The sequence below is a fragment of the Klebsiella sp. 141240 genome (assembly GCF_050600805.1).
Classification (GTDB): Bacteria; Pseudomonadota; Gammaproteobacteria; order Enterobacterales; family Enterobacteriaceae; genus Klebsiella; species Klebsiella aerogenes.
Genome location: NZ_JAQIRK010000016.1, coordinates 35,749 through 54,124, shown reverse-complemented (window position 1 = coordinate 54,124; position 18,376 = coordinate 35,749). Strand labels below are relative to the sequence as shown.

Below are 18,376 nucleotides of genomic sequence, written 5' to 3'. Positions count from 1 at the left end.
ACAACCGTCACGTTTTTCATGAAAATTCTGTAACTCTCAGGCTGTACTATCTGTTAAAAATGTTGCTGATGTCAGCACGCAAGGGATGTGTCTGCGCAGTCAGCGAGGAGAAACCAGGTGAAGCCCAAAAAACAAATGGTTGCCGCCACCATGAAAGACGTCGCCCTGAAGGCAAACGTTTCAACGGCAACCGTATCCCGTGCGCTAATGAATCCCGACAAAGTGTCGCAGGCAACCCGCAGTCGGGTGGAGCAGGCGGCGCAGGAAGTCGGCTATTTACCGCAATCGCTCGGGCGTAACATGAAACGCAATGAGTCGCGGACGATCCTTGTGATCGTGCCGGATATTTGCGATCCCTTCTTCAGTGAGGTGATTCGCGGCATTGAAGTGACCGCCGCCGACGAAGGCTATCTGGTGCTGATCGGCGATTGCGCCCATCAGAATCAGAAAGAAAAAACCTTTATTGATCTCATTATCACCAAACAAATTGACGGTATGGTGCTGCTGAGCTCGCGCCTGCCGTTCGACGCCAGCGTCGAAGAGCAGCGTAATTTGCCGCCGATGGTCATGTCGAACGAGTTTGCGCCGGAGCTGGAGCTCCCTACCGTGCATATCGATAACCTGACCGCCGCGTTTAATGCCGTTAATTATCTCCACGAACTGGGGCATCAACGTATCGGCTGTATCGCCGGGCCGGAGGATATGCCGCTGTGCCATTACCGGCTGCAGGGATACGTTCAGGCGCTGCGCCGCAGCGGTATCACCGTCGATCCGCACTACATCGCCCGCGGCAACTTTACCTTTGAAGCCGGGGCCAACGCGCTGGAGCAACTGCTGGCGCAGCCGGTGCCGCCGACGGCGGTCTTTTGCCATAGCGACGTTATGGCGCTGGGCGCGTTGTCGCTGGCCAAACGTCGCGGCCTGAGGGTGCCGGAAGATTTATCGATTGTTGGGTTTGATAACATCGCGTTGTCTGAATTTTGCGATCCGCCGTTAACCACCGTTTCACAGCCGCGTTTTGATATCGGCCGTGAAGGAATGCTGCTTTTACTCGAGCAAATGCAGGGCCGTAACGTCAACAGCGGCTCGCGTCTGCTCGATTGCGAACTGATCGTTCGCGGCAGTACGCAAAAAATCAGACGATAACCATCAGGCTTTCGGGCCTGCTCTTCTGGTCAAAGGCCCGCCGCTTAAGTAACATGGCGGGCTGACGAACGAATATAAGACAGCGAAACGATAGTGGCACAACGAGATTATGTACGCCGCAGCCAACCGGCTCCTTCGCGGCGCAAAAAGAGCAGCTCCCGAAGCTCAAGGAACAAGCAAAGCAGCCTTCCGGCGATTTCACCGACTATGGTTGCGATCGCAGCGGCCGTGCTGGTGGCCTTTATCGGTGGTCTGTATTTCATTACCCATCACAAGAAAGAAGAAGCGGAAGCGCTGCAGAACCGTCAGGCGGCAGGCAATGGTCTCCCGCCGAAGCCGGAAGAGCGTTGGCGCTATATTAAAGAGCTGGAAAGCCGCCAGCCGGGCGTTCGCGCGCCGACTGAGCCAACCGCCGGCGGCGAAGTGATGAAACCCGAGCAGCTTACCGACGAGCAGCGCCAGTTGCTGGCGCAAATGCAGGCGGATATGCGTCAGCAGCCCACGCAGCTGACCGAAGTGCCGTGGAACGAACAAACGCCGGCGCAGCGTCAGCAGACGCTGCAGCGTCAACGTCTGGCACAGCAACAGCAGCAGGCGCAGCAGCAACAGTGGGCGCAGACTCAGCAGCAAACTGTGCAGCAACAGCCGCGCGTCCAGCAGCCGAAGCCGGTGCAGCAACAGCAGCCGAAGCAAACCGCGTCCAACCAGCAGCCGTACCAGGATCTGCTGCAGACGCCGGCGCATAACACCACCGCGCAACCGAAAAGCCAGGCCGCCGCGCCGGTCGCCCGCGTGGAGGAAGCGCCGAAAGCCGCAGCCGCCGAAAAGAAAGACGATCGCAGCTGGATGGTTCAGTGTGGTTCCTTTAAAGGCGCTGAGCAGGCCGAAACCGTACGCGCTCAGTTGGCCTTTGAGGGCTTTGCTTCGCATATCACCACCAACAACGGCTGGAACCGGGTGGTGATTGGGCCGCTGAAAGGCAAAGAGAACGCCAACGATATGATCAACCGTCTCAAGATGGCCGGGCACGCAAACTGCATTCGTCTCGCCGCCAGGGGTTGAAACCCCAAAAATCCCCCCCATCTATAATTGCATTCTGCCCCGCGTAACGCGCGGGGCCCCTATTCCGCTTTTGCAACCAAGGGGTCTGCTCGTGACAACAATAGTTAGTGTTCGCCGTAACGGCCATGTCGTTATCGCCGGTGATGGCCAGGCCACGCTGGGCAACACCGTGATGAAAGGCAACGTGAAGAAAGTGCGTCGTCTGTACAACGACAAAGTGATCGCTGGTTTCGCTGGCGGCACCGCTGACGCCTTCACCCTGTTCGAACTTTTCGAACGTAAGCTCGAGATGCATCAGGGCCATCTGGTGAAAGCCGCCGTTGAGCTGGCGAAAGACTGGCGTACCGACCGCATGCTGCGCAAACTGGAAGCGTTGCTCGCCGTCGCTGACGAAAACGCGTCGCTTATCATCACCGGTAACGGCGACGTGGTTCAGCCAGAAAACGATTTGATTGCGATTGGCTCCGGCGGGCCATATGCCCAGGCCGCCGCTCGCGCGCTGCTGGAAAACACCGAAATGGGCGCTCGCGACATCGCCGAGAAAGCGTTGGATATTGCAGGGGATATCTGCATCTATACCAACCACTTCCACACCATCGAAGAATTACCTTCTAAAGCGTAAGGATCTCCCATGTCTGAAATGACCCCACGCGAAATTGTCAGCGAACTGGACAAACATATTATCGGCCAGGACGCAGCCAAGCGTTCTGTTGCTATCGCCCTGCGTAACCGCTGGCGCCGTATGCAGCTTAATGAAGAGCTGCGTCATGAAGTCACGCCGAAAAACATTCTGATGATAGGCCCGACCGGCGTCGGTAAAACCGAAATCGCCCGTCGCCTGGCGAAACTGGCCAACGCGCCGTTCATCAAAGTTGAAGCGACCAAGTTCACCGAAGTGGGCTATGTTGGTAAAGAAGTGGACTCTATCATCCGCGATCTGACCGACGCCGCGATCAAAATGGTCCGCATGCAGTCCATCGATAAAAACCGCTATCGCGCCGAAGAAATGGCCGAAGAGCGTATCCTCGACGTACTGATCCCGCCGGCGAAAAACAACTGGGGCCAGGCTGAACAGCCGCAGGAACCTTCCGCTGCGCGCCAGGCATTCCGCAAGAAACTGCGCGAAGGCCAGCTTGACGACAAAGAGATCGAAATCGACCTCGCCGCGGCGCCGATGGGCGTTGAAATCATGTCCCCTCCGGGCATGGAAGAGATGACCAGCCAGCTGCAGTCCATGTTCCAGAACCTGGGCGGCCAGAAACAAAAACCGCGTAAGCTGAAAATCAAAGACGCGATGAAGCTGCTTATCGAAGAAGAAGCGGCGAAGCTGGTTAACCCGGAAGAGCTGAAGCAAGAAGCTATCGACGCCGTTGAACAGCACGGGATCGTGTTTATCGACGAAATCGACAAAATCTGTAAGCGCGGCGGCAACTCCTCCGGCCCGGATGTGTCTCGTGAAGGCGTTCAGCGCGACCTGCTGCCGCTGGTGGAAGGCTGCACCGTCTCCACTAAACACGGGATGGTGAAAACCGATCACATTCTGTTTATCGCCTCCGGCGCATTCCAGGTCGCCAGCCCATCAGATTTGATCCCGGAACTGCAGGGCCGTCTGCCGATCCGCGTTGAGCTGAAAGCGCTGACCACCCATGATTTCGAACGTATTCTGACCGAGCCGAATGCTTCCATCACCGTGCAGTACAAAGCGCTGATGGCCACCGAAGGCGTGAATATCGAATTCACTGAAGATGGTATCAAGCGTATCGCTCAGGCGGCATGGCAGGTTAACGAAACCACCGAAAATATCGGCGCGCGTCGCCTGCACACGGTGCTGGAACGTCTGATCGAAGACATCTCTTATGATGCCAGCGAAATGAACGGCCAGACGGTGACCATCGACGGTGATTATGTCGGTAAACACCTGGATGTTCTGGTGGCAGATGAAGATCTGAGCCGTTTTATCCTATAATCCGGTTCAATGCATTTTCATCACACACGATGGGGCTATGATAGCCCCATTTTTTTGGCTGAAAGAAATGACTGAACAACCGATAACACGCACCAGGGCCTGGCTTGAAAGCCTGCGTCCCAAAACATTACCTCTGGCGTTCGCCGCTATCGTCGTCGGCACCGCGTTGGCGTGGCAGCAAGGCCACTTCGATCCGCTGGTCGCGCTGCTGGCGCTTATTACCGCCGGTTTGCTGCAAATTTTATCTAATCTCGCCAATGATTATGGCGACGCCGTTAAAGGCAGCGATAAACCTGACCGTATCGGGCCGCTGCGCGGAATGCAAAAAGGCGCCATCACCCAATCGCAGATGAAACGCGCGCTGATCGTAACGGTAGCGCTGATTTGCCTTTCCGGCCTGGCGTTGCTGTTCTCCGCCTGGCAGACAATGGCGGACTTCATCGGCTTTATGGTGCTCGGCGGGTTGTCGATTATCGCGGCTATCACTTATACCGTCGGCACGCGTCCTTACGGCTATATTGGCCTTGGCGATATCTCGGTGCTGGTTTTCTTCGGCTGGCTGAGCGTTGTCGGCAGTTGGTATCTACAGGCGCACAGCATCGACGCGGTTATTTTCCTGCCCGCTACCGCCTGTGGTCTGCTGGCCGCCGCGGTGCTGAATATCAATAACCTGCGCGATATCGATAGCGACCGTCAGAACGGTAAAAATACGCTGGCGGTCCGTCTGGGGCCGGTGAACGCCCGCCGTTATCACAGCGTCCTGCTGCTCGGCGCTCCGCTGTGCCTGGCGCTGTTTAACCTGCTGGCGCTGCGCAGCCTGTGGGGCTGGCTGTTTATTCTCGCCATTCCGCTACTGGTGAAACAGGCGCGTTTCGTCATGCGTGAGCGCGAACCGGTGGCGATGCGTCCGATGCTCGAACGCACGGTCAAAGCGGCATTATTAACCAACCTGCTGTTTGTCATCGGGATTATCGGCAGTAAGCTGGCGGCATAACTGACAAATATCAATTAACAATTGATGATTTTGCAAACAATGCAGTTCACGGGATATACTAAAAATTCTCGCAGCAACTGAACGTTAAGCCTATGAAATACGATACTTCCGAGCTTTGCGACATCTACCAGGAAGATGTCAATGTCGTGGAACCGCTGTTTTCCAACTTTGGAGGGCGGTCGTCGTTTGGTGGACAGATCATTACGGTAAAATGTTTCGAGGATAACGGGTTGCTCTACGATCTGCTCGAGCAGAATGGCCGTGGTCATATTCTCCTTATCGACGGCGGCGGTTCCGTACGACGCGCGTTAATTGACGCAGACCTGGCGCGTCTGGCGGTACAGAACGAATGGGAAGGGCTGGTGGTCTATGGCGCGGTGCGCCAGGTTGACGACCTGGAAGATTTAGATATCGGTATCCAGGCGTTAGCCGCCATTCCTGTGGCCGCTGCTGGGGAAGGTATCGGCGAAAGCGACGTGCGCGTCAACTTCGGCGGCGTTACCTTCTTCTCCGGCGATCATCTGTATGCTGACAATACCGGTATCATCCTTTCCGAGGATGCGCTGGATATCGAATAACGCTCCGGCTACGCCGTAATAAAAAAGGCCTTCTCAGTGAGAAGGCCTTTTTGTTATGCCGAGAAACTTAGTACAGTTTCTTCGCGCAATCCATCCAGTCAGACTTGAACGGACGCTTCATATTTTCGATAGCATCGATGATGTCGTGGTGAACCAGCTTCTCATTCTGGATACCAACACAGCGGCCGCCAAAGCCCTGCAGCAGCAGTTCGATGGCATATGCGCCCATACGGGAAGCCAGAATACGGTCGTAAGGAACCGGAGAGCCGCCGCGCTGAATGTGACCCAGCACGGTCGCACGAGTTTCACGGCCCGTTTCTTTCTCAATGAAGCTCGCCAGTTCGTCAACGTCGCACATGTGCTCGGTGATGGCCACGATCGCGTGTTTCTTACCTTTTGCGATGCCGGCTTTGATTTCAGCCACCAGATCGTCACGGGTATATTCTACTTCCGGCACCATGATGAACTCACAGCCGCCGGCAATCGCCGCCGCCAGAGTCAGATCGCCGCAATAGCGGCCCATCACTTCCACCACAGAGATACGCTGGTGCGAAGAGGAGGTGTCACGCAGGCGGTCAATAGCTTCAACAACGGTGCTCAGCGCGGTAAAGAAACCGATAGTGTAGTCAGTACCTTTGATGTCGTTATCGATGGTGCCCGGCAGGCCGATGCAAGGGAAACCCATCTCGGTCAGACGCATCGCACCCATATAGGAACCGTCGCCGCCGATAACAACCAGCGCGTCCAGGCCGCGCTTTTTCATATTTTCAATGGCGACAGCGCGAATATGCTCTTCACGGAATTCCGGGAAGCGAGCGGAGCCGAGGAAGGTACCGCCACGGTTGATCATGTCGGACACGCTGTAACGGTCAAGCTGAACCATACGATCTTCATACAGGCCGAGGTAACCGTCATAGATTCCAAAAACTTCCAGACCTTCCGTTAATGCCGCGCGCACAACGCCGCGAATTGCTGCGTTCATGCCCGGCGCATCACCGCCACTTGTCAACACACCGATTTTCTTAATCATGACTACCTCTGAACTTAGGAAGCAAAAAATAATCCTGTTGCCTGAAGCGCTCCCATACCAGGAGTGCACGACGATAATTGCAATAGTATATCAAACGCTTCTGGCTGAATTGATTCAGGTCAGACCAAATGGCGGTAATTTATACAAAAAATGCCTACCCGCCCCACATTTTTACATCGAGTTTACAGACTATAACCGAAAGCTCAAAAAACGCCCTGCCGCGCCGGCGGCACCACAGAACAGGGATCCTGATGGATGATGACATCCGATCCCGGGAAACGGCGCAAAATAGCCTGCTCCACCTGGTCGGCAATCACGTGCGCCTGTACCAGAGGGAGGTTATCTTCCATTTCCAAATGTATTTGAATAAAGCGAGTCGGCCCTGACTGCCGCGTTCGTAGATCGTGCGCGCCGCTGACGCCGGGCCAGCTATTCACGATACTGATGATTTCCTGACGTTCCTCATCCGGAAGCGCGCGGTCTAATAACGATTGCACCGCGTCGTAACCCATACGCAGGGCGCTATATAAAATATAGATGCCAATCCCTAATGCAAACAGCGCATCGGCGCGGTGCCAGCCGTACCAGGAGAGGCCGAGGGCGATAAGAATAGCGCCGTTCATCATAACATCAGACTGATAATGAAGCATATCCGCACGCACGGCCTGGCTCTGGGTTTTTCTGACCACCCAGCGCTGAAAGGTCACCAGCATCAGGGTGCTTATCAAGGCAATCAGCGTTACCACCATCCCGACGCCTGCCGCCTGCATCGGTTCAGGGCGAATCAGATGCTGGATCCCGGTCAGGAACAGAAACAACGCCGAACCGGAAATAAACATGCTCTGCGCCAGCGCCGCCAGCGATTCCGCTTTCCCATGGCCAAAAGTATGTTCTTCATCAGCGGGTTGTAGTGAGTAACGCACCACCAGCAGGTTGGTCAGCGAGGCGGCAATATCCACCAGCGAATCCACCAGCGCCGCCAGAATACTCACCGAACCGGTATACCACCACGCAAAAATTTTGATCAAAAGTAACACGGAGGCCATCGCCGTCGCGGCAATAGCCGCGCGACTCACCAGCCGCCCATAAGATTGTTTCATAAACGCTCCTTTTCCGGCGATGCGCTTAGTATAACCTGAACTTTTACCCGGAAGATGAACGGGCATGCGGCGGCTGAGGCGAAAAAAAGACAAAAAAAACCCCCACATCATGTGGGGGAAGACAGGGATGGTGTCTATGGCAAGGAAAACAGGGTTTGTTACTTGGGTTGCACGGTACTGCTACTACTGGAAAGCATCATGGCTGAGCCTTTCTGCATCCTTGCAACCTCACGCAACTGATCCATACGCTGCTGGTGCTTAGCATTTAAAACCGCTTGCTGCTCAGGGGTTAGCAGGTGATACATCTGGTTGCGGACTTTCGCCATTTCTACCTGGCGGGCAACCTGTTCCTGCGCCATCTTTTCTGCCTGAGCGCGCACAGCGCTTTCATCAAATTTATCTGCGGTGACAAGGCTATGCATTGTCTCCAGTTCGCTAACATTAACAGGGAGCCGGTCATGGCGCGCCCGTTGCATAAGATCCCGTAACTGCTGTCGTTGCTGTTCGGTTAGACTTATGCCGTCAAACATATGGCTCTGGCCGCTGCGCTGGGCTCCCTCTTCACCGTGGAGCCAGTTAACGCCGGTAACGACTTCAGCGGCTTGGCTAGTAGCACTTAGCGCCAGCGTTGAGGCCATGACGGCAGCGATAACATTGCGCATCACATACTCCCAAAACGTTTGTGTCGCGATTCAACGAGAGACAGTTTACGATTCAGGCTGCAAACATGCGTCAGGGGGTGTAAAACAACGTAAAGTCATGGATTAGCGAGCCTTGATGACGTAATTTCTGCCTCGGAGGTATTTAAACAATGAATAAAATCCTGTTAGTTGATGATGACCGGGAGCTCACCTCCCTGTTAAAAGAGCTGCTCGATATGGAAGGTTTTAATGTGCTCGTTGCCCATGACGGTGAACAGGCGCTGGCGCTTCTTGACGACAGCATTGATCTCCTTTTGCTTGATGTGATGATGCCGAAGAAAAACGGTATCGACACGCTTAAAGAATTACGTCAGACACACCAGACCCCGGTTATCATGCTAACGGCGCGCGGAAGCGAGCTGGATCGCGTTCTCGGCCTCGAACTCGGGGCGGATGACTATTTGCCTAAGCCGTTTAACGATCGCGAGCTGGTGGCGCGTATACGCGCGATTCTGCGTCGCTCCCACTGGAGCGAGCAGCAGCAGACTACCGAATCCGGTTCTCCGACCCTGGAAGTGGATGCGTTAAGCCTCAATCCGGGCCGTCAGGAAGCCAATTTTGATGGGCAAACGCTGGAGCTGACCGGCACCGAGTTCACCCTGCTGTATCTGCTGGCGCAGCATCTTGGTCAGGTGGTGTCACGTGAACACTTAAGCCAGGAAGTGTTGGGCAAGCGGCTGACGCCGTTCGACCGCGCTATCGATATGCATATTTCCAACCTGCGGCGTAAGCTGCCGGAGCGCAAAGACGGCCATCCGTGGTTTAAAACATTGCGCGGACGCGGCTATCTGATGGTTTCTGCTTCATGATTGGAAGTTTAACCGCACGCATCTTCGCTATCTTCTGGCTCACGCTGGCGCTGGTGTTGATGCTGGTACTGATGTTGCCCAAGCTGGACTCGCGCCAGATGACCGAGCTGCTGGAAAGCGAGCAACGTCAGGGCATCATGATTGAGCAACACGTCGAGGCCGAACTGGCGAACGATCCGCCGAACGACTTGATGTGGTGGCGACGTCTGTTTCGCGCCATCGATAAGTGGGCACCGCCGGGGCAGCGACTGCTGCTGGTCACCAGCGAAGGCCGCGTGATCGGCGCAGAACGCAACGAAATGCAGATCATTCGTAACTTTATCGGCCAGGCCGATAATGCCGATCATCCGCAGAAGAAGCGTTACGGACGCCTGGAGATGGTCGGCCCGTTTTCCGTCAGGGATGGTGAAGATAATTATCAACTTTATCTCATCCGCCCTGCCAGCACTTCACAATCCGACTTCATCAACCTGCTGTTTGACCGTCCGCTATTACTGCTTATCGTGACGATGCTGGTCAGCGCCCCGCTGCTGCTCTGGCTGGCGTGGAGCCTGGCGAAGCCGGCGCGCAAGTTGAAAAACGCCGCCGACGAAGTTGCCCAGGGTAACCTGCGGCAGCATCCGGAGCTGGAAGCCGGTCCGCAGGAGTTTCTGGCCGCCGGGGCCAGCTTCAACCAGATGGTGACCGCGCTTGAGCGAATGATGACCAGCCAGCAGCGGCTGCTGTCGGATATCTCGCACGAGCTACGCACGCCGTTAACCCGCCTGCAGCTAGGCACCGCGTTGCTGCGCCGCCGCAGCGGTGAAAGCAAAGAGCTGGAGCGTATCGAAACCGAAGCGCATCGGCTGGACAGCATGATCAACGACCTGCTAGTGATGTCGCGTAATCAGGCGAAAAACGCGCTGGTCAGCGAGACGGTGAAAGCGAATCAGCTGTGGGGCGAAGTGCTGGACAACGCGGCATTTGAAGCCGAACAGATGGGGAAATCATTTACCGTTGAGTATCCGCCGGGCCCCTGGCCGCTGTACGGTAACCCCAATGCGCTGGAAAGCGCGCTGGAAAATATCGTGCGCAACGCGCTGCGCTACTCGCACACGAAAATTTCCGTCAGCTTCTCGGTGGATAAAGACGGGATTACGGTCAACGTCGATGATGACGGCCCGGGCGTCAGCCCGGAGGATCGCGAACAGATTTTCCGTCCGTTCTATCGTACCGACGAGGCTCGCGATCGCGAGTCCGGCGGCACCGGTCTGGGGCTGGCGATTGTCGAAACGGCGATTCAGCAACATCGCGGCTGGGTTAAAGCCGACGATAGCCCGCTGGGTGGCCTGCGATTAACAATCTGGCTGCCGCTGTATAAACGAACCTGAGCCTGTCCCGGCTTGCGCTACGCTGAGCCGGGCTACGGGTTGCCACGTTCAATATGGGGGAATTATTTCCCCCATAATCTGCGCGAATTATCCTCGATCTGCCCGCTTAAACGCCGTTTCTGCATGGTTCTGCTCCAGCTTACCGACAGGCCCGCCGCCGATAACAGACGGTGATACTGGTCGTCGTCAAACGGCATATGCCAGGCAATCGCGCCAGCCTCATGCACGCTCACATCGCTTAATCGCGATACCAGCTCCAGCGGCGCATCGCTGGAGACCTGGCCGCCGGCAATAATGCGGTAGAGCCAGCCAACCTTGCCGCTGTTCTGCATCAGTTGCGCCATATCGCTAATGCCGAAATGGTAATTCAGTTTGAAGCAGGGAGAGCGCGGCTGAGTGACCTGAATCAGCGCCTCGCCCCAACGAAAGATATCGCCGATATAGACATTTTTTTCCGTTAGTCCTTCGGAAGAGAGGTTTTCACCGAATGCGGGGGCGCAGAACAGATCGGCCTGCTGCGGGAATTCGCGGATCCAGTCGAGGTAATGCTCGCGGGGATAGTGGCACAGCGCGCGATCCGGCCCGCCGTGAATTTTCTTTTCCGCCTGCTCGTCCCCTTCCAGCCCGAGATCGCCGAGCTGTAGTTCGCCATCGACCTGGATTTTGCCAATTGCGCTGGGGCGGCTACCGTCGTAGTCCCTGATTTTGCCGACAAAGACATTCACCGGGTAATGCATTGCTGCTCTCCTTGCTACGGATATAAAAAAAGCGAGTCATCAGACTCGCTTCTCTCTTAGCACAATGCAACCTTATTTTTTGGCGGCAAAACGCGCTGCTGCTTCGTCCCAGTTAACCACGTCCCAGAAGGCTTTGATGTAGTCCGGACGGCGGTTCTGGAATTTCAGGTAGTAAGCGTGTTCCCACACATCCAGGCCGATAATCGGGAAGCCGGAAGCGCCGGAAATGGCTTCGCCCATCAGCGGGGAATCCTGGTTTGCGGTAGAAACGACGGCCAGTTTGTCGCCTTTCAGCACCAGCCACGCCCAGCCGGAACCAAAGCGGGTTGCTGCCGCTTTTTCGAATTCAGCTTTGAAGTTGTCCACAGAACCGAAATCACGCTCGATAGCGGCTTTCAGGTCGCCCTGCAGGGTAGTGCCGGTTTTCAGGCCTTTCCAGAACAGGCTATGGTTAGCGTGGCCGCCTGCGTTGTTACGCAGTACGGTTTTTTTGTCAGCCGGCAGTTGATCCAGTTTGGTGATCAGCTCATCCGCGGACAGGTTAGCGAATTCCGGCAGGCTTTCCAGCGCTGCGTTAGCGTTGTTAACGTAGGTCTGGTGATGCTTAGTATGATGGATCTCCATCGTCTGCTTGTCGAAATGCGGTTCCAGAGCATCGTAAGCGTACGGCAGGGATGGCAGTGTATAACTCATAATCATCTCCATTATTATCGGGCGGCAGAGGGTGTTAACGCCGCGTAAGCAGTCGGTTCATTATAGTTAATTAAATGATATTGAAAATGATTATCAATGCCGTAGTTTTACTAAGGTTATACCCAAAATAGATACACGCCGGTTTGTGAGCCAAAACAACCCATTAAGCCCCTGATTGCCAGAGTTTCGTCTGAGGTGGCAACAGCTCAAAGGCGTAAAAACTGCGCAATTTTTACACTCATCGCATCGGAGAGAGTCTATCCAACCCAACACAGATGAGGGTAAAGGCAATGAATCATGCGATTACGATGGGAATTTTTTGGCATTTAATCGGCGCTGCCAGTGCCGCCTGTTTTTATGCCCCTTTCAAGAAGGTGAAACACTGGTCGTGGGAAACCATGTGGTCGATCGGCGGGATTGTCTCCTGGCTGATTCTGCCGTGGGCGATAAGCGCCATGCTGCTGCCCGATTTCTGGGCCTACTACCGCTCGTTTAGCGCCTCCACGCTGCTGCCGGTGTTTTTGTTCGGCGCGATGTGGGGCATCGGTAACATCAACTATGGCCTGACCATGCGCTATCTGGGTATGTCGATGGGTATCGGTATCGCTATCGGCATTACGCTTATCGTCGGTACCTTAATGACGCCGATCCTCAACGGCCACTTTGATGTGTTGATTCACACCAAAGGCGGACAAATGACCCTACTCGGCGTTCTGGTAGCGGTGATTGGTGTGGGTATCGTCACCCGCGCCGGCCAGCTTAAAGAGCGCAAAATGGGCATCAAAGCGGAAGAGTTCAACCTGAAAAAAGGGCTGATGCTGGCGGTAATGTGCGGTATTTTCTCCGCCGGCATGTCATTTGCGATGAACGCCGCTAAACCAATGCATGAAGCCGCCGCGGCGCTGGGCGTCGACCCGCTGTATACCGCGCTGCCAAGCTACGTGGTGATCATGGGCGGCGGCGCGCTGGTCAACCTCGGCTTCTGCTTTATTCGCCTCGCTAAAGTGAAGGATTTGTCGCTAAAAGCCGACTTCTCGCTGGCAAAACCGCTTATCATCAGCAACATTCTGCTTTCCGCATTGGGCGGGCTAATGTGGTATCTGCAGTTCTTCTTCTATGCCTGGGGCCACGCCAGTATCCCGGCGCAGTATGACTACATGAGCTGGATGCTGCATATGAGCTTCTACGTACTGTGTGGCGGGCTGGTTGGGCTGGTGCTGAAAGAGTGGAACAACGCCGGACGCCGCCCGGTCAGCGTGCTCAGCCTCGGCTGCGTGGTGATTATCATCGCCGCGAATATCGTCGGCCTGGGAATGGCTAACTGATTTCCCCTTCACGCGGCGGCGCGACTGCGCTGCCGCCACTGTCCCGGCGTCATGCCAATTTCCCGATTAAACACCACCGAAAAGTAGTTACTGTCCTCAAACCCGCACTGCATGGCGATCTCGCCGATTAGCCGCTCGGTATGCTGCAGTAAATACTGCGCATGGCAGATCCGCAGTTGGCGCAAATAGTGAGTTATCGTCATTCCCGTTTGCTGGCGAAACTGCTGGCGTAGCGCGCGTTCGCTGCAGCCTTCACGCAGACAGAAGCTATCCAGATTAAAGGGACGATTAAGACTACCGGCCAGTTCGGTCAGCAGTTTGTCGAGCAGAGTTTCGCTTTGCGTCGCCGCCAGGTTATCAGTGGCGTAGCGATAGCGCTGGAGCGTTAGCGCCAGTTGGGCAAACAGCAGTTCCGCCATGCTATCCGCCTGCGCATCCTGCCGCGCGCTTTCGTGTTCCAACTGGTTAATCACCTGCCTGACCTGCGCCATGCCGCTGCTGCCGATCCGCCAGTGCGGCTGCCAGGTCGTGCCGAATAATCCCGGAATATGCGCCGCCCAGTCAAAATTGAGCCGCAGTCGATCCGGGCAATAAATAATATTCTGCAGCACCAGGTCGTTGACCGAAGCATAAGAGTGTTTATCTTCCGCGCGGATATAAAAGAGATCGCCGCGGGTAATCCGCCACGGGCGATCGTTGAGGATATGCAGGCCGTTGCCGCGCCACACCAGCACCAGCTCGCAAAATTCATGGGTATGCTCGGCGAAGACGTTTTGCGGGTAGCGGTCAGCCACCGCGACCGCCTGCGAGGGGGAAGCAAAAAACTCATCTTTGCGAAGCACCAGCTGACCTGCCACAACTTTTACTCCCGACGCGGAAACCAACCATTATTCGCATTTTGGTCAGGCAATACGTTGACTCTTCTCGCGTTACTGAAGAATAGCGTCGCGCCCCTGGCGAATATCGCGCGGCGACCAGTCGAATTCACGGCGAAATAGCGTCGAAAAATGGTTACTGTCGCCAAAACCGCAGCGATAAGCGATTTCTGTCACGCTATCATCGCTGTGGCGCAGCAGGTGCCGCGCCTTCATCAGGCGCACCCGGTTGAGATAGCGCTGGGGCGTCAGCCCGGTTTGCAGCTTTAACTGGCGATGCAGGGTGCGTAAAGAGAGCGAAAACTGCGCCGCCACCTCCTCCCAGCATATCTCTTCGGCAAAATGGTCTTCCAACCAGGCCATCAGCTGATTCAGCCGCGCCTCGTGGTTGCCGGCGCCTTCCGCCAGGCTGTTGCTGTGCAGTAGCACCAGTAGCTGCATAAACAGGATTTCACGGCTGGCGATGGTATGGGGTTCGATGCCCTGCCCGACCTTTTCCATCTGACCGACGATTTGCCGCACCTGCTGCAGTACCGTCTGGTTGACCCGCCAGTGTGACAGATAGTTGCCGTCCTGCTCCTGCGGCAGCAGCTGGTTCACGCCGGTCAGAAAACGAAAAGCATCCGGCGCGCGGTAGAGCACGTTGGTCAGACACAGGTTATTAGTGTGTTCGTAAAGATGGCGATCGTGATCGCGAATAAAGCAAACCGAACCGCCGCTGATGGTATAGGGCTGGCCGTTGAAAACGTGAATGCCCGTACCCTGTTCAACGATGACAATCTCATGAAAATCATGGTGATGTTCTGGAAAGGCCGCTTGAGGAAGGCGCGGTTCAATCGCCACCGCCGAGACGCCGGCCTTAAAAAAATCCGTACTGTGCAACACGGTCATAGCAGCCTCCACGAATGAGAAAAATTATCAACCGTCGCCGCAAATAGTAATTAAGGGCCGGCAATCCGGCCTTCAATTTTTGACCGTGAACCGCGTAAAACCTGCCGTTTTTTCAAGAACCAGCCGGAAATTTCCGGAACTGCGGCCAACATCACACCGCACCTCGCGCCGCCCATAAAACGAAACTGTGACGCTTCTCACGGTCACCTTTGCTGTGTTGCCAGCCGTCCGTTTTCTCTGTCAGTAGCGAGAAGGTGACGCAGAGACGCCTTTTTTAGACTGCCTGTAATGATTTTAAGAAGGGTCGTGCCATGAGTATTCGTCATTGTGTCGCCGTTGATTTAGGCGCATCCAGCGGTCGGGTCATGCTCGCGAATTATGCAACCGCGACGCGATCGCTGACGCTGCGCGAGGTTCATCGTTTCACTAACCGCCTGCAGAAAGTGGATGGCTACGATTGCTGGGATATCGATAGCCTGGAAGCGGAAATTCGTTGTGGGCTGGTGAAAGTATGCGAACAGGGGATCCTGATCGACAGCATCGGTATCGACACATGGGGCGTTGATTTCGTCTTGCTGGATAAACGCGGCCAGCGCGTCGGCCTGCCGGTTTCCTATCGCGATAGCCGCACTCACGGCCTGATGGCGCAGGCAATCGAACACCTCGGCCGCGCCAATATCTACTGCCGCAGCGGCATCCAGTTTCTGCCGTTCAACACCCTTTATCAGCTGCGGGCGCTGGTCAGCCAGCAGCCGACGCTGGTGGAACAGGTCGCCCATGCGCTGCTGATCCCAGACTACTTCAGCTACCGCCTGACCGGCGCGATGAACTGGGAATACACCAACGCCACCACCACGCAACTGGTTAATATCAATAGCGATAACTGGGATGACGAGCTGCTCCGCTGGAGCGGCGCGCAGCCGGACTGGTTCGGTACGCCGACGCATCCGGGCAATGTTATCGGCCACTGGATCTGCCCGCAGGGTAACCGCATCCCGGTGGTCGCCGTCGCCAGCCACGATACGGCCAGCGCCGTGATCGCCTCGCCGCTGGCGGATAAAAATGCCGCCTATCTCTCATCAGGCACCTGGTCGCTGATGGGCTTTGAAAGTAAAACGCCTTACACCAGCCAGCAAGCACTGAAGGCGAATATCACTAATGAAGGCGGCGCTGAGGGACGCTATCGGGTACTGAAAAACATCATGGGCCTATGGCTGCTGCAGCGGGTACTGCAAGAGCAGAACATTAGCGATCTGCAGGCGCTGATTGTCGACACGGCGATGCTGCCAGCCTGCCGTTACCTGATTGATTGCAATAACGATCGCTTTATTAACCCGGCCAATATGAGCGCCGAAATTCAGGCCGCCTGCGCGGAGACCGCCCAGCCGATTCCGGTCACTCCCGCCGAACTGGCGCGCTGCATTTTTGACAGCCTGGCGCTGCTGTATGCCCGGGTATTGGGCGAGCTTGCAGCACTCCGCGGCCACCCTTTTAGCCAGTTACATATCGTCGGCGGCGGCTGCCAGAACGCGTTGCTTAACCAGCTGTGCGCCGATGCCTGCGGCCTGCCGGTGGTGGCGGGCCCCATTGAAGCCTCCACGCTTGGCAATATCGGCATCCAGCTGATGACGCTGGATGAACTGCACAACGTCGATGAATTCCGTCAGGTGGTACGCGACAACGCGTCGCTCACCACGTTCACCCCACATTCAGATAGCGAAATTGCCCGCTTCGTCGCGCAATTTCAGCCACAACCTACAAAGGAGCTTTGCGCATGACCACTCAACTTGAACAAGCCTGGGAAATTGCTAAGCAGCGCTATGCCGCCATCGGCGTAGATGCCGAGGAAGCTCTGCGTCAGCTGGACCGTCTGCCGGTGTCAATGCACTGCTGGCAGGGCGATGACGTGGCGGGCTTTGAAAACCCGGAAGGCAACTTAACCGGCGGCATTCAGGCCACCGGCAACTATCCCGGCAAAGCGCGCAATGCCCAGGAGCTACGCGCCGACCTCGAACAGGCGCTAAGCCTGATACCGGGGCCGAAGCGCCTTAATCTGCACGCGATTTATCTTGAGTCCGCCACGCCGGTCGCGCGTAATGAAATCAAGCCGGAACACTTTAAGCACTGGGTGGAATGGGCGAAACGCCACCAGTTGGGGCTCGATTTTAACCCTTCCTGCTTCTCGCATCCGCTAAGCGCCGACGGCTTTACGCTGTCGCACGCCAACCCGGAGATTCGTCAGTTCTGGATCGATCACTGTAAAGCCAGCCGCCGCATCTCCGCTTATTTCGGCGAGCAGCTTGGGACGCCATCGGTAATGAATATCTGGGTGCCGGACGGCATGAAAGATATTACCGTCGATCGCTTCGCCCCGCGCCAGCGGCTGCTGAACGCGCTGGATGAGGTCATCAGCGAAAAGCTCGATCCGGCGCACCATATCGACGCCGTTGAGAGCAAGCTGTTCGGTATCGGCGCCGAAAGCTATACCGTGGGCTCCAATGAATTCTACATGGGCTACGCCGCCAGCCGTCAAACCGCGTTGTGCCTGGATGCCGGCCACTTCCATCCGACGGAAGTCATCTCCGACAAAATCTCCGCCGCCATGCTCTATATCCCGCGCCTGCTGCTGCACGTCAGCCGCCCGGTACGCTGGGACAGCGATCACGTGGTGCTGCTGGATGACGAAACCCAGGCCATCGCCAGCGAAATTATCCGCCACAACCTGTTCGACCGCGTGCATATCGGCCTCGACTTCTTTGATGCCTCCATCAACCGCATCGCGGCGTGGGTTATCGGCACCCGCAACATGAAAAAAGCCCTGCTGCGCGCGCTGCTGGAGCCGACGGCGCTGCTGCGCCAGCTGGAAAACGACGGTGATTACACCGCCCGTCTGGCGCTGCTCGAAGAGCAGAAATCTCTGCCGTGGCAGGCCATCTGGGAGATGTACTGTCAGCGTCACGATACGCCGGCAGGCAGCCAGTGGCTGGAAAACGTGCGGACCTATGAAAAAGACGTGCTGAGCCAGCGCGGCTAATGCCTGACTTTCCCCGGATTGCGCCGTACAGGGTTTATCCGGGGAAACACCTATTACGAATCAAC

18 protein-coding genes are annotated in these 18,376 nt (G+C 56.1%); 11 read left to right on the top strand and 7 right to left on the bottom strand.

Going from position 1 to position 18,376, the window contains the following annotated elements; translation table 11 throughout:
- The first annotated feature begins 117 nt into the window (after positions 1–117).
- The 6 genes from cytR to rraA all read left to right on the top strand — a co-directional run bounded on the left by cytR (position 118) and on the right by rraA (position 5,746).
- Positions 118–1,146 (top strand): DNA-binding transcriptional regulator CytR, encoded by a 1,029-nt coding sequence (gene cytR, locus PGQ95_RS21515; protein WP_015368928.1) that lies wholly within the window; start codon positions 118–120, stop codon positions 1,144–1,146.
- Between the two features lie 93 nt (positions 1,147–1,239).
- Positions 1,240–2,208 (top strand): cell division protein FtsN, encoded by a 969-nt coding sequence (ftsN, locus tag PGQ95_RS21510; protein WP_113374899.1) that lies wholly within the window; start codon positions 1,240–1,242, stop codon positions 2,206–2,208.
- 91 nt (positions 2,209–2,299) lie between these two features.
- A complete protein-coding gene (hslV, locus tag PGQ95_RS21505; protein WP_015368930.1) occupies positions 2,300–2,830 on the top strand; it encodes an ATP-dependent protease subunit HslV in 531 nt (176 codons plus the stop codon).
- A 9-nt stretch (positions 2,831–2,839) separates the two neighbouring features.
- A complete protein-coding gene (gene hslU / locus PGQ95_RS21500) occupies positions 2,840–4,174 on the top strand; it encodes an HslU--HslV peptidase ATPase subunit (protein ID WP_045395296.1) in 1,335 nt (444 codons plus the stop codon).
- A gap of 67 nt (positions 4,175–4,241) precedes the next feature.
- Positions 4,242–5,168 carry a 1,4-dihydroxy-2-naphthoate polyprenyltransferase gene (gene menA / locus PGQ95_RS21495; RefSeq protein WP_087858760.1) on the top strand — a complete coding sequence of 309 codons (927 nt, stop codon included), beginning with the start codon at positions 4,242–4,244 and terminating at the stop codon, positions 5,166–5,168.
- A 92-nt stretch (positions 5,169–5,260) separates the two neighbouring features.
- A complete protein-coding gene (gene rraA, locus PGQ95_RS21490) occupies positions 5,261–5,746 on the top strand; it encodes a ribonuclease E activity regulator RraA (protein WP_015703948.1) in 486 nt (161 codons plus the stop codon).
- 67 nt (positions 5,747–5,813) lie between these two features.
- Here the strand turns inward: rraA and pfkA are convergent, their stop codons facing one another.
- The 3 genes from pfkA to cpxP all read right to left on the bottom strand — a co-directional run bounded on the left by pfkA (position 5,814) and on the right by cpxP (position 8,538).
- Positions 5,814–6,776 carry a 6-phosphofructokinase gene (gene pfkA / locus PGQ95_RS21485; protein WP_015368934.1) on the bottom strand — a complete coding sequence of 321 codons (963 nt, stop codon included), beginning with the start codon at positions 6,774–6,776 and terminating at the stop codon, positions 5,814–5,816.
- A gap of 203 nt (positions 6,777–6,979) precedes the next feature.
- Positions 6,980–7,876 (bottom strand): CDF family cation-efflux transporter FieF, encoded by an 897-nt coding sequence (gene fieF / locus PGQ95_RS21480; protein WP_430919265.1) that lies wholly within the window; start codon positions 7,874–7,876, stop codon positions 6,980–6,982.
- A gap of 158 nt (positions 7,877–8,034) precedes the next feature.
- Positions 8,035–8,538, bottom strand: coding sequence for a cell-envelope stress modulator CpxP (gene cpxP, locus PGQ95_RS21475; protein ID WP_015368936.1), 504 nt, complete (start codon positions 8,536–8,538; stop codon positions 8,035–8,037).
- A gap of 149 nt (positions 8,539–8,687) precedes the next feature.
- On the opposite strand from cpxP, the gene cpxR reads away from it, so the two are divergent.
- Positions 8,688–9,386, top strand: a complete 699-nt coding sequence (gene cpxR, locus PGQ95_RS21470; protein WP_015368937.1) for an envelope stress response regulator transcription factor CpxR — start codon at positions 8,688–8,690, stop codon at positions 9,384–9,386.
- A complete protein-coding gene (gene cpxA / locus PGQ95_RS21465) occupies positions 9,383–10,756 on the top strand; it encodes an envelope stress sensor histidine kinase CpxA (RefSeq protein WP_015368938.1) in 1,374 nt (457 codons plus the stop codon). Before cpxR ends, cpxA begins: the two co-directional genes overlap by 4 nt.
- A 62-nt stretch (positions 10,757–10,818) precedes the next feature.
- On the opposite strand, the gene yiiM is transcribed toward cpxA, so the two are convergent.
- Together yiiM and sodA are read right to left on the bottom strand one after the other, a co-directional pair.
- Complete coding sequence (yiiM, locus tag PGQ95_RS21460; protein ID WP_113374897.1) at positions 10,819–11,493, bottom strand: 6-hydroxyaminopurine reductase; 675 nt, start codon at positions 11,491–11,493, stop codon at positions 10,819–10,821.
- Between the two features lie 72 nt (positions 11,494–11,565).
- Positions 11,566–12,186: a superoxide dismutase [Mn] gene (gene sodA, locus PGQ95_RS21455; RefSeq protein WP_430919262.1), complete on the bottom strand. Its 621-nt coding sequence runs from the start codon at positions 12,184–12,186 to the stop codon at positions 11,566–11,568.
- 290 nt (positions 12,187–12,476) lie between these two features.
- On the opposite strand from sodA, the gene rhaT reads away from it, so the two are divergent.
- A complete protein-coding gene (gene rhaT, locus PGQ95_RS21450) occupies positions 12,477–13,511 on the top strand; it encodes an L-rhamnose/proton symporter RhaT (RefSeq protein WP_032706783.1) in 1,035 nt (344 codons plus the stop codon).
- Positions 13,512–13,519: 8 nt separating this feature from the next.
- Here rhaT and rhaR read toward each other — a convergent pair whose 3' ends face one another.
- Positions 13,520–14,368: an HTH-type transcriptional activator RhaR gene (rhaR, locus tag PGQ95_RS21445; RefSeq protein WP_271032456.1), complete on the bottom strand. Its 849-nt coding sequence runs from the start codon at positions 14,366–14,368 to the stop codon at positions 13,520–13,522.
- A gap of 72 nt (positions 14,369–14,440) precedes the next feature.
- Complete coding sequence (rhaS, locus tag PGQ95_RS21440; protein WP_113374895.1) at positions 14,441–15,277, bottom strand: HTH-type transcriptional activator RhaS; 837 nt, start codon at positions 15,275–15,277, stop codon at positions 14,441–14,443.
- A gap of 311 nt (positions 15,278–15,588) precedes the next feature.
- Between rhaS and rhaB the strand changes: the two genes are divergently transcribed.
- Together rhaB and rhaA are read left to right on the top strand one after the other, a co-directional pair.
- The gene (gene rhaB, locus PGQ95_RS21435) at positions 15,589–17,055 is read left to right on the top strand and encodes a rhamnulokinase (protein WP_430919260.1); all 1,467 of its coding nucleotides are present in this window, start codon (positions 15,589–15,591) and stop codon (positions 17,053–17,055) included.
- Positions 17,052–18,311 (top strand): L-rhamnose isomerase, encoded by a 1,260-nt coding sequence (rhaA, locus tag PGQ95_RS21430; protein WP_113374892.1) that lies wholly within the window; start codon positions 17,052–17,054, stop codon positions 18,309–18,311. Before rhaB ends, rhaA begins: the two co-directional genes overlap by 4 nt.
- The last annotated feature ends 65 nt before the right edge of the window (positions 18,312–18,376 follow it).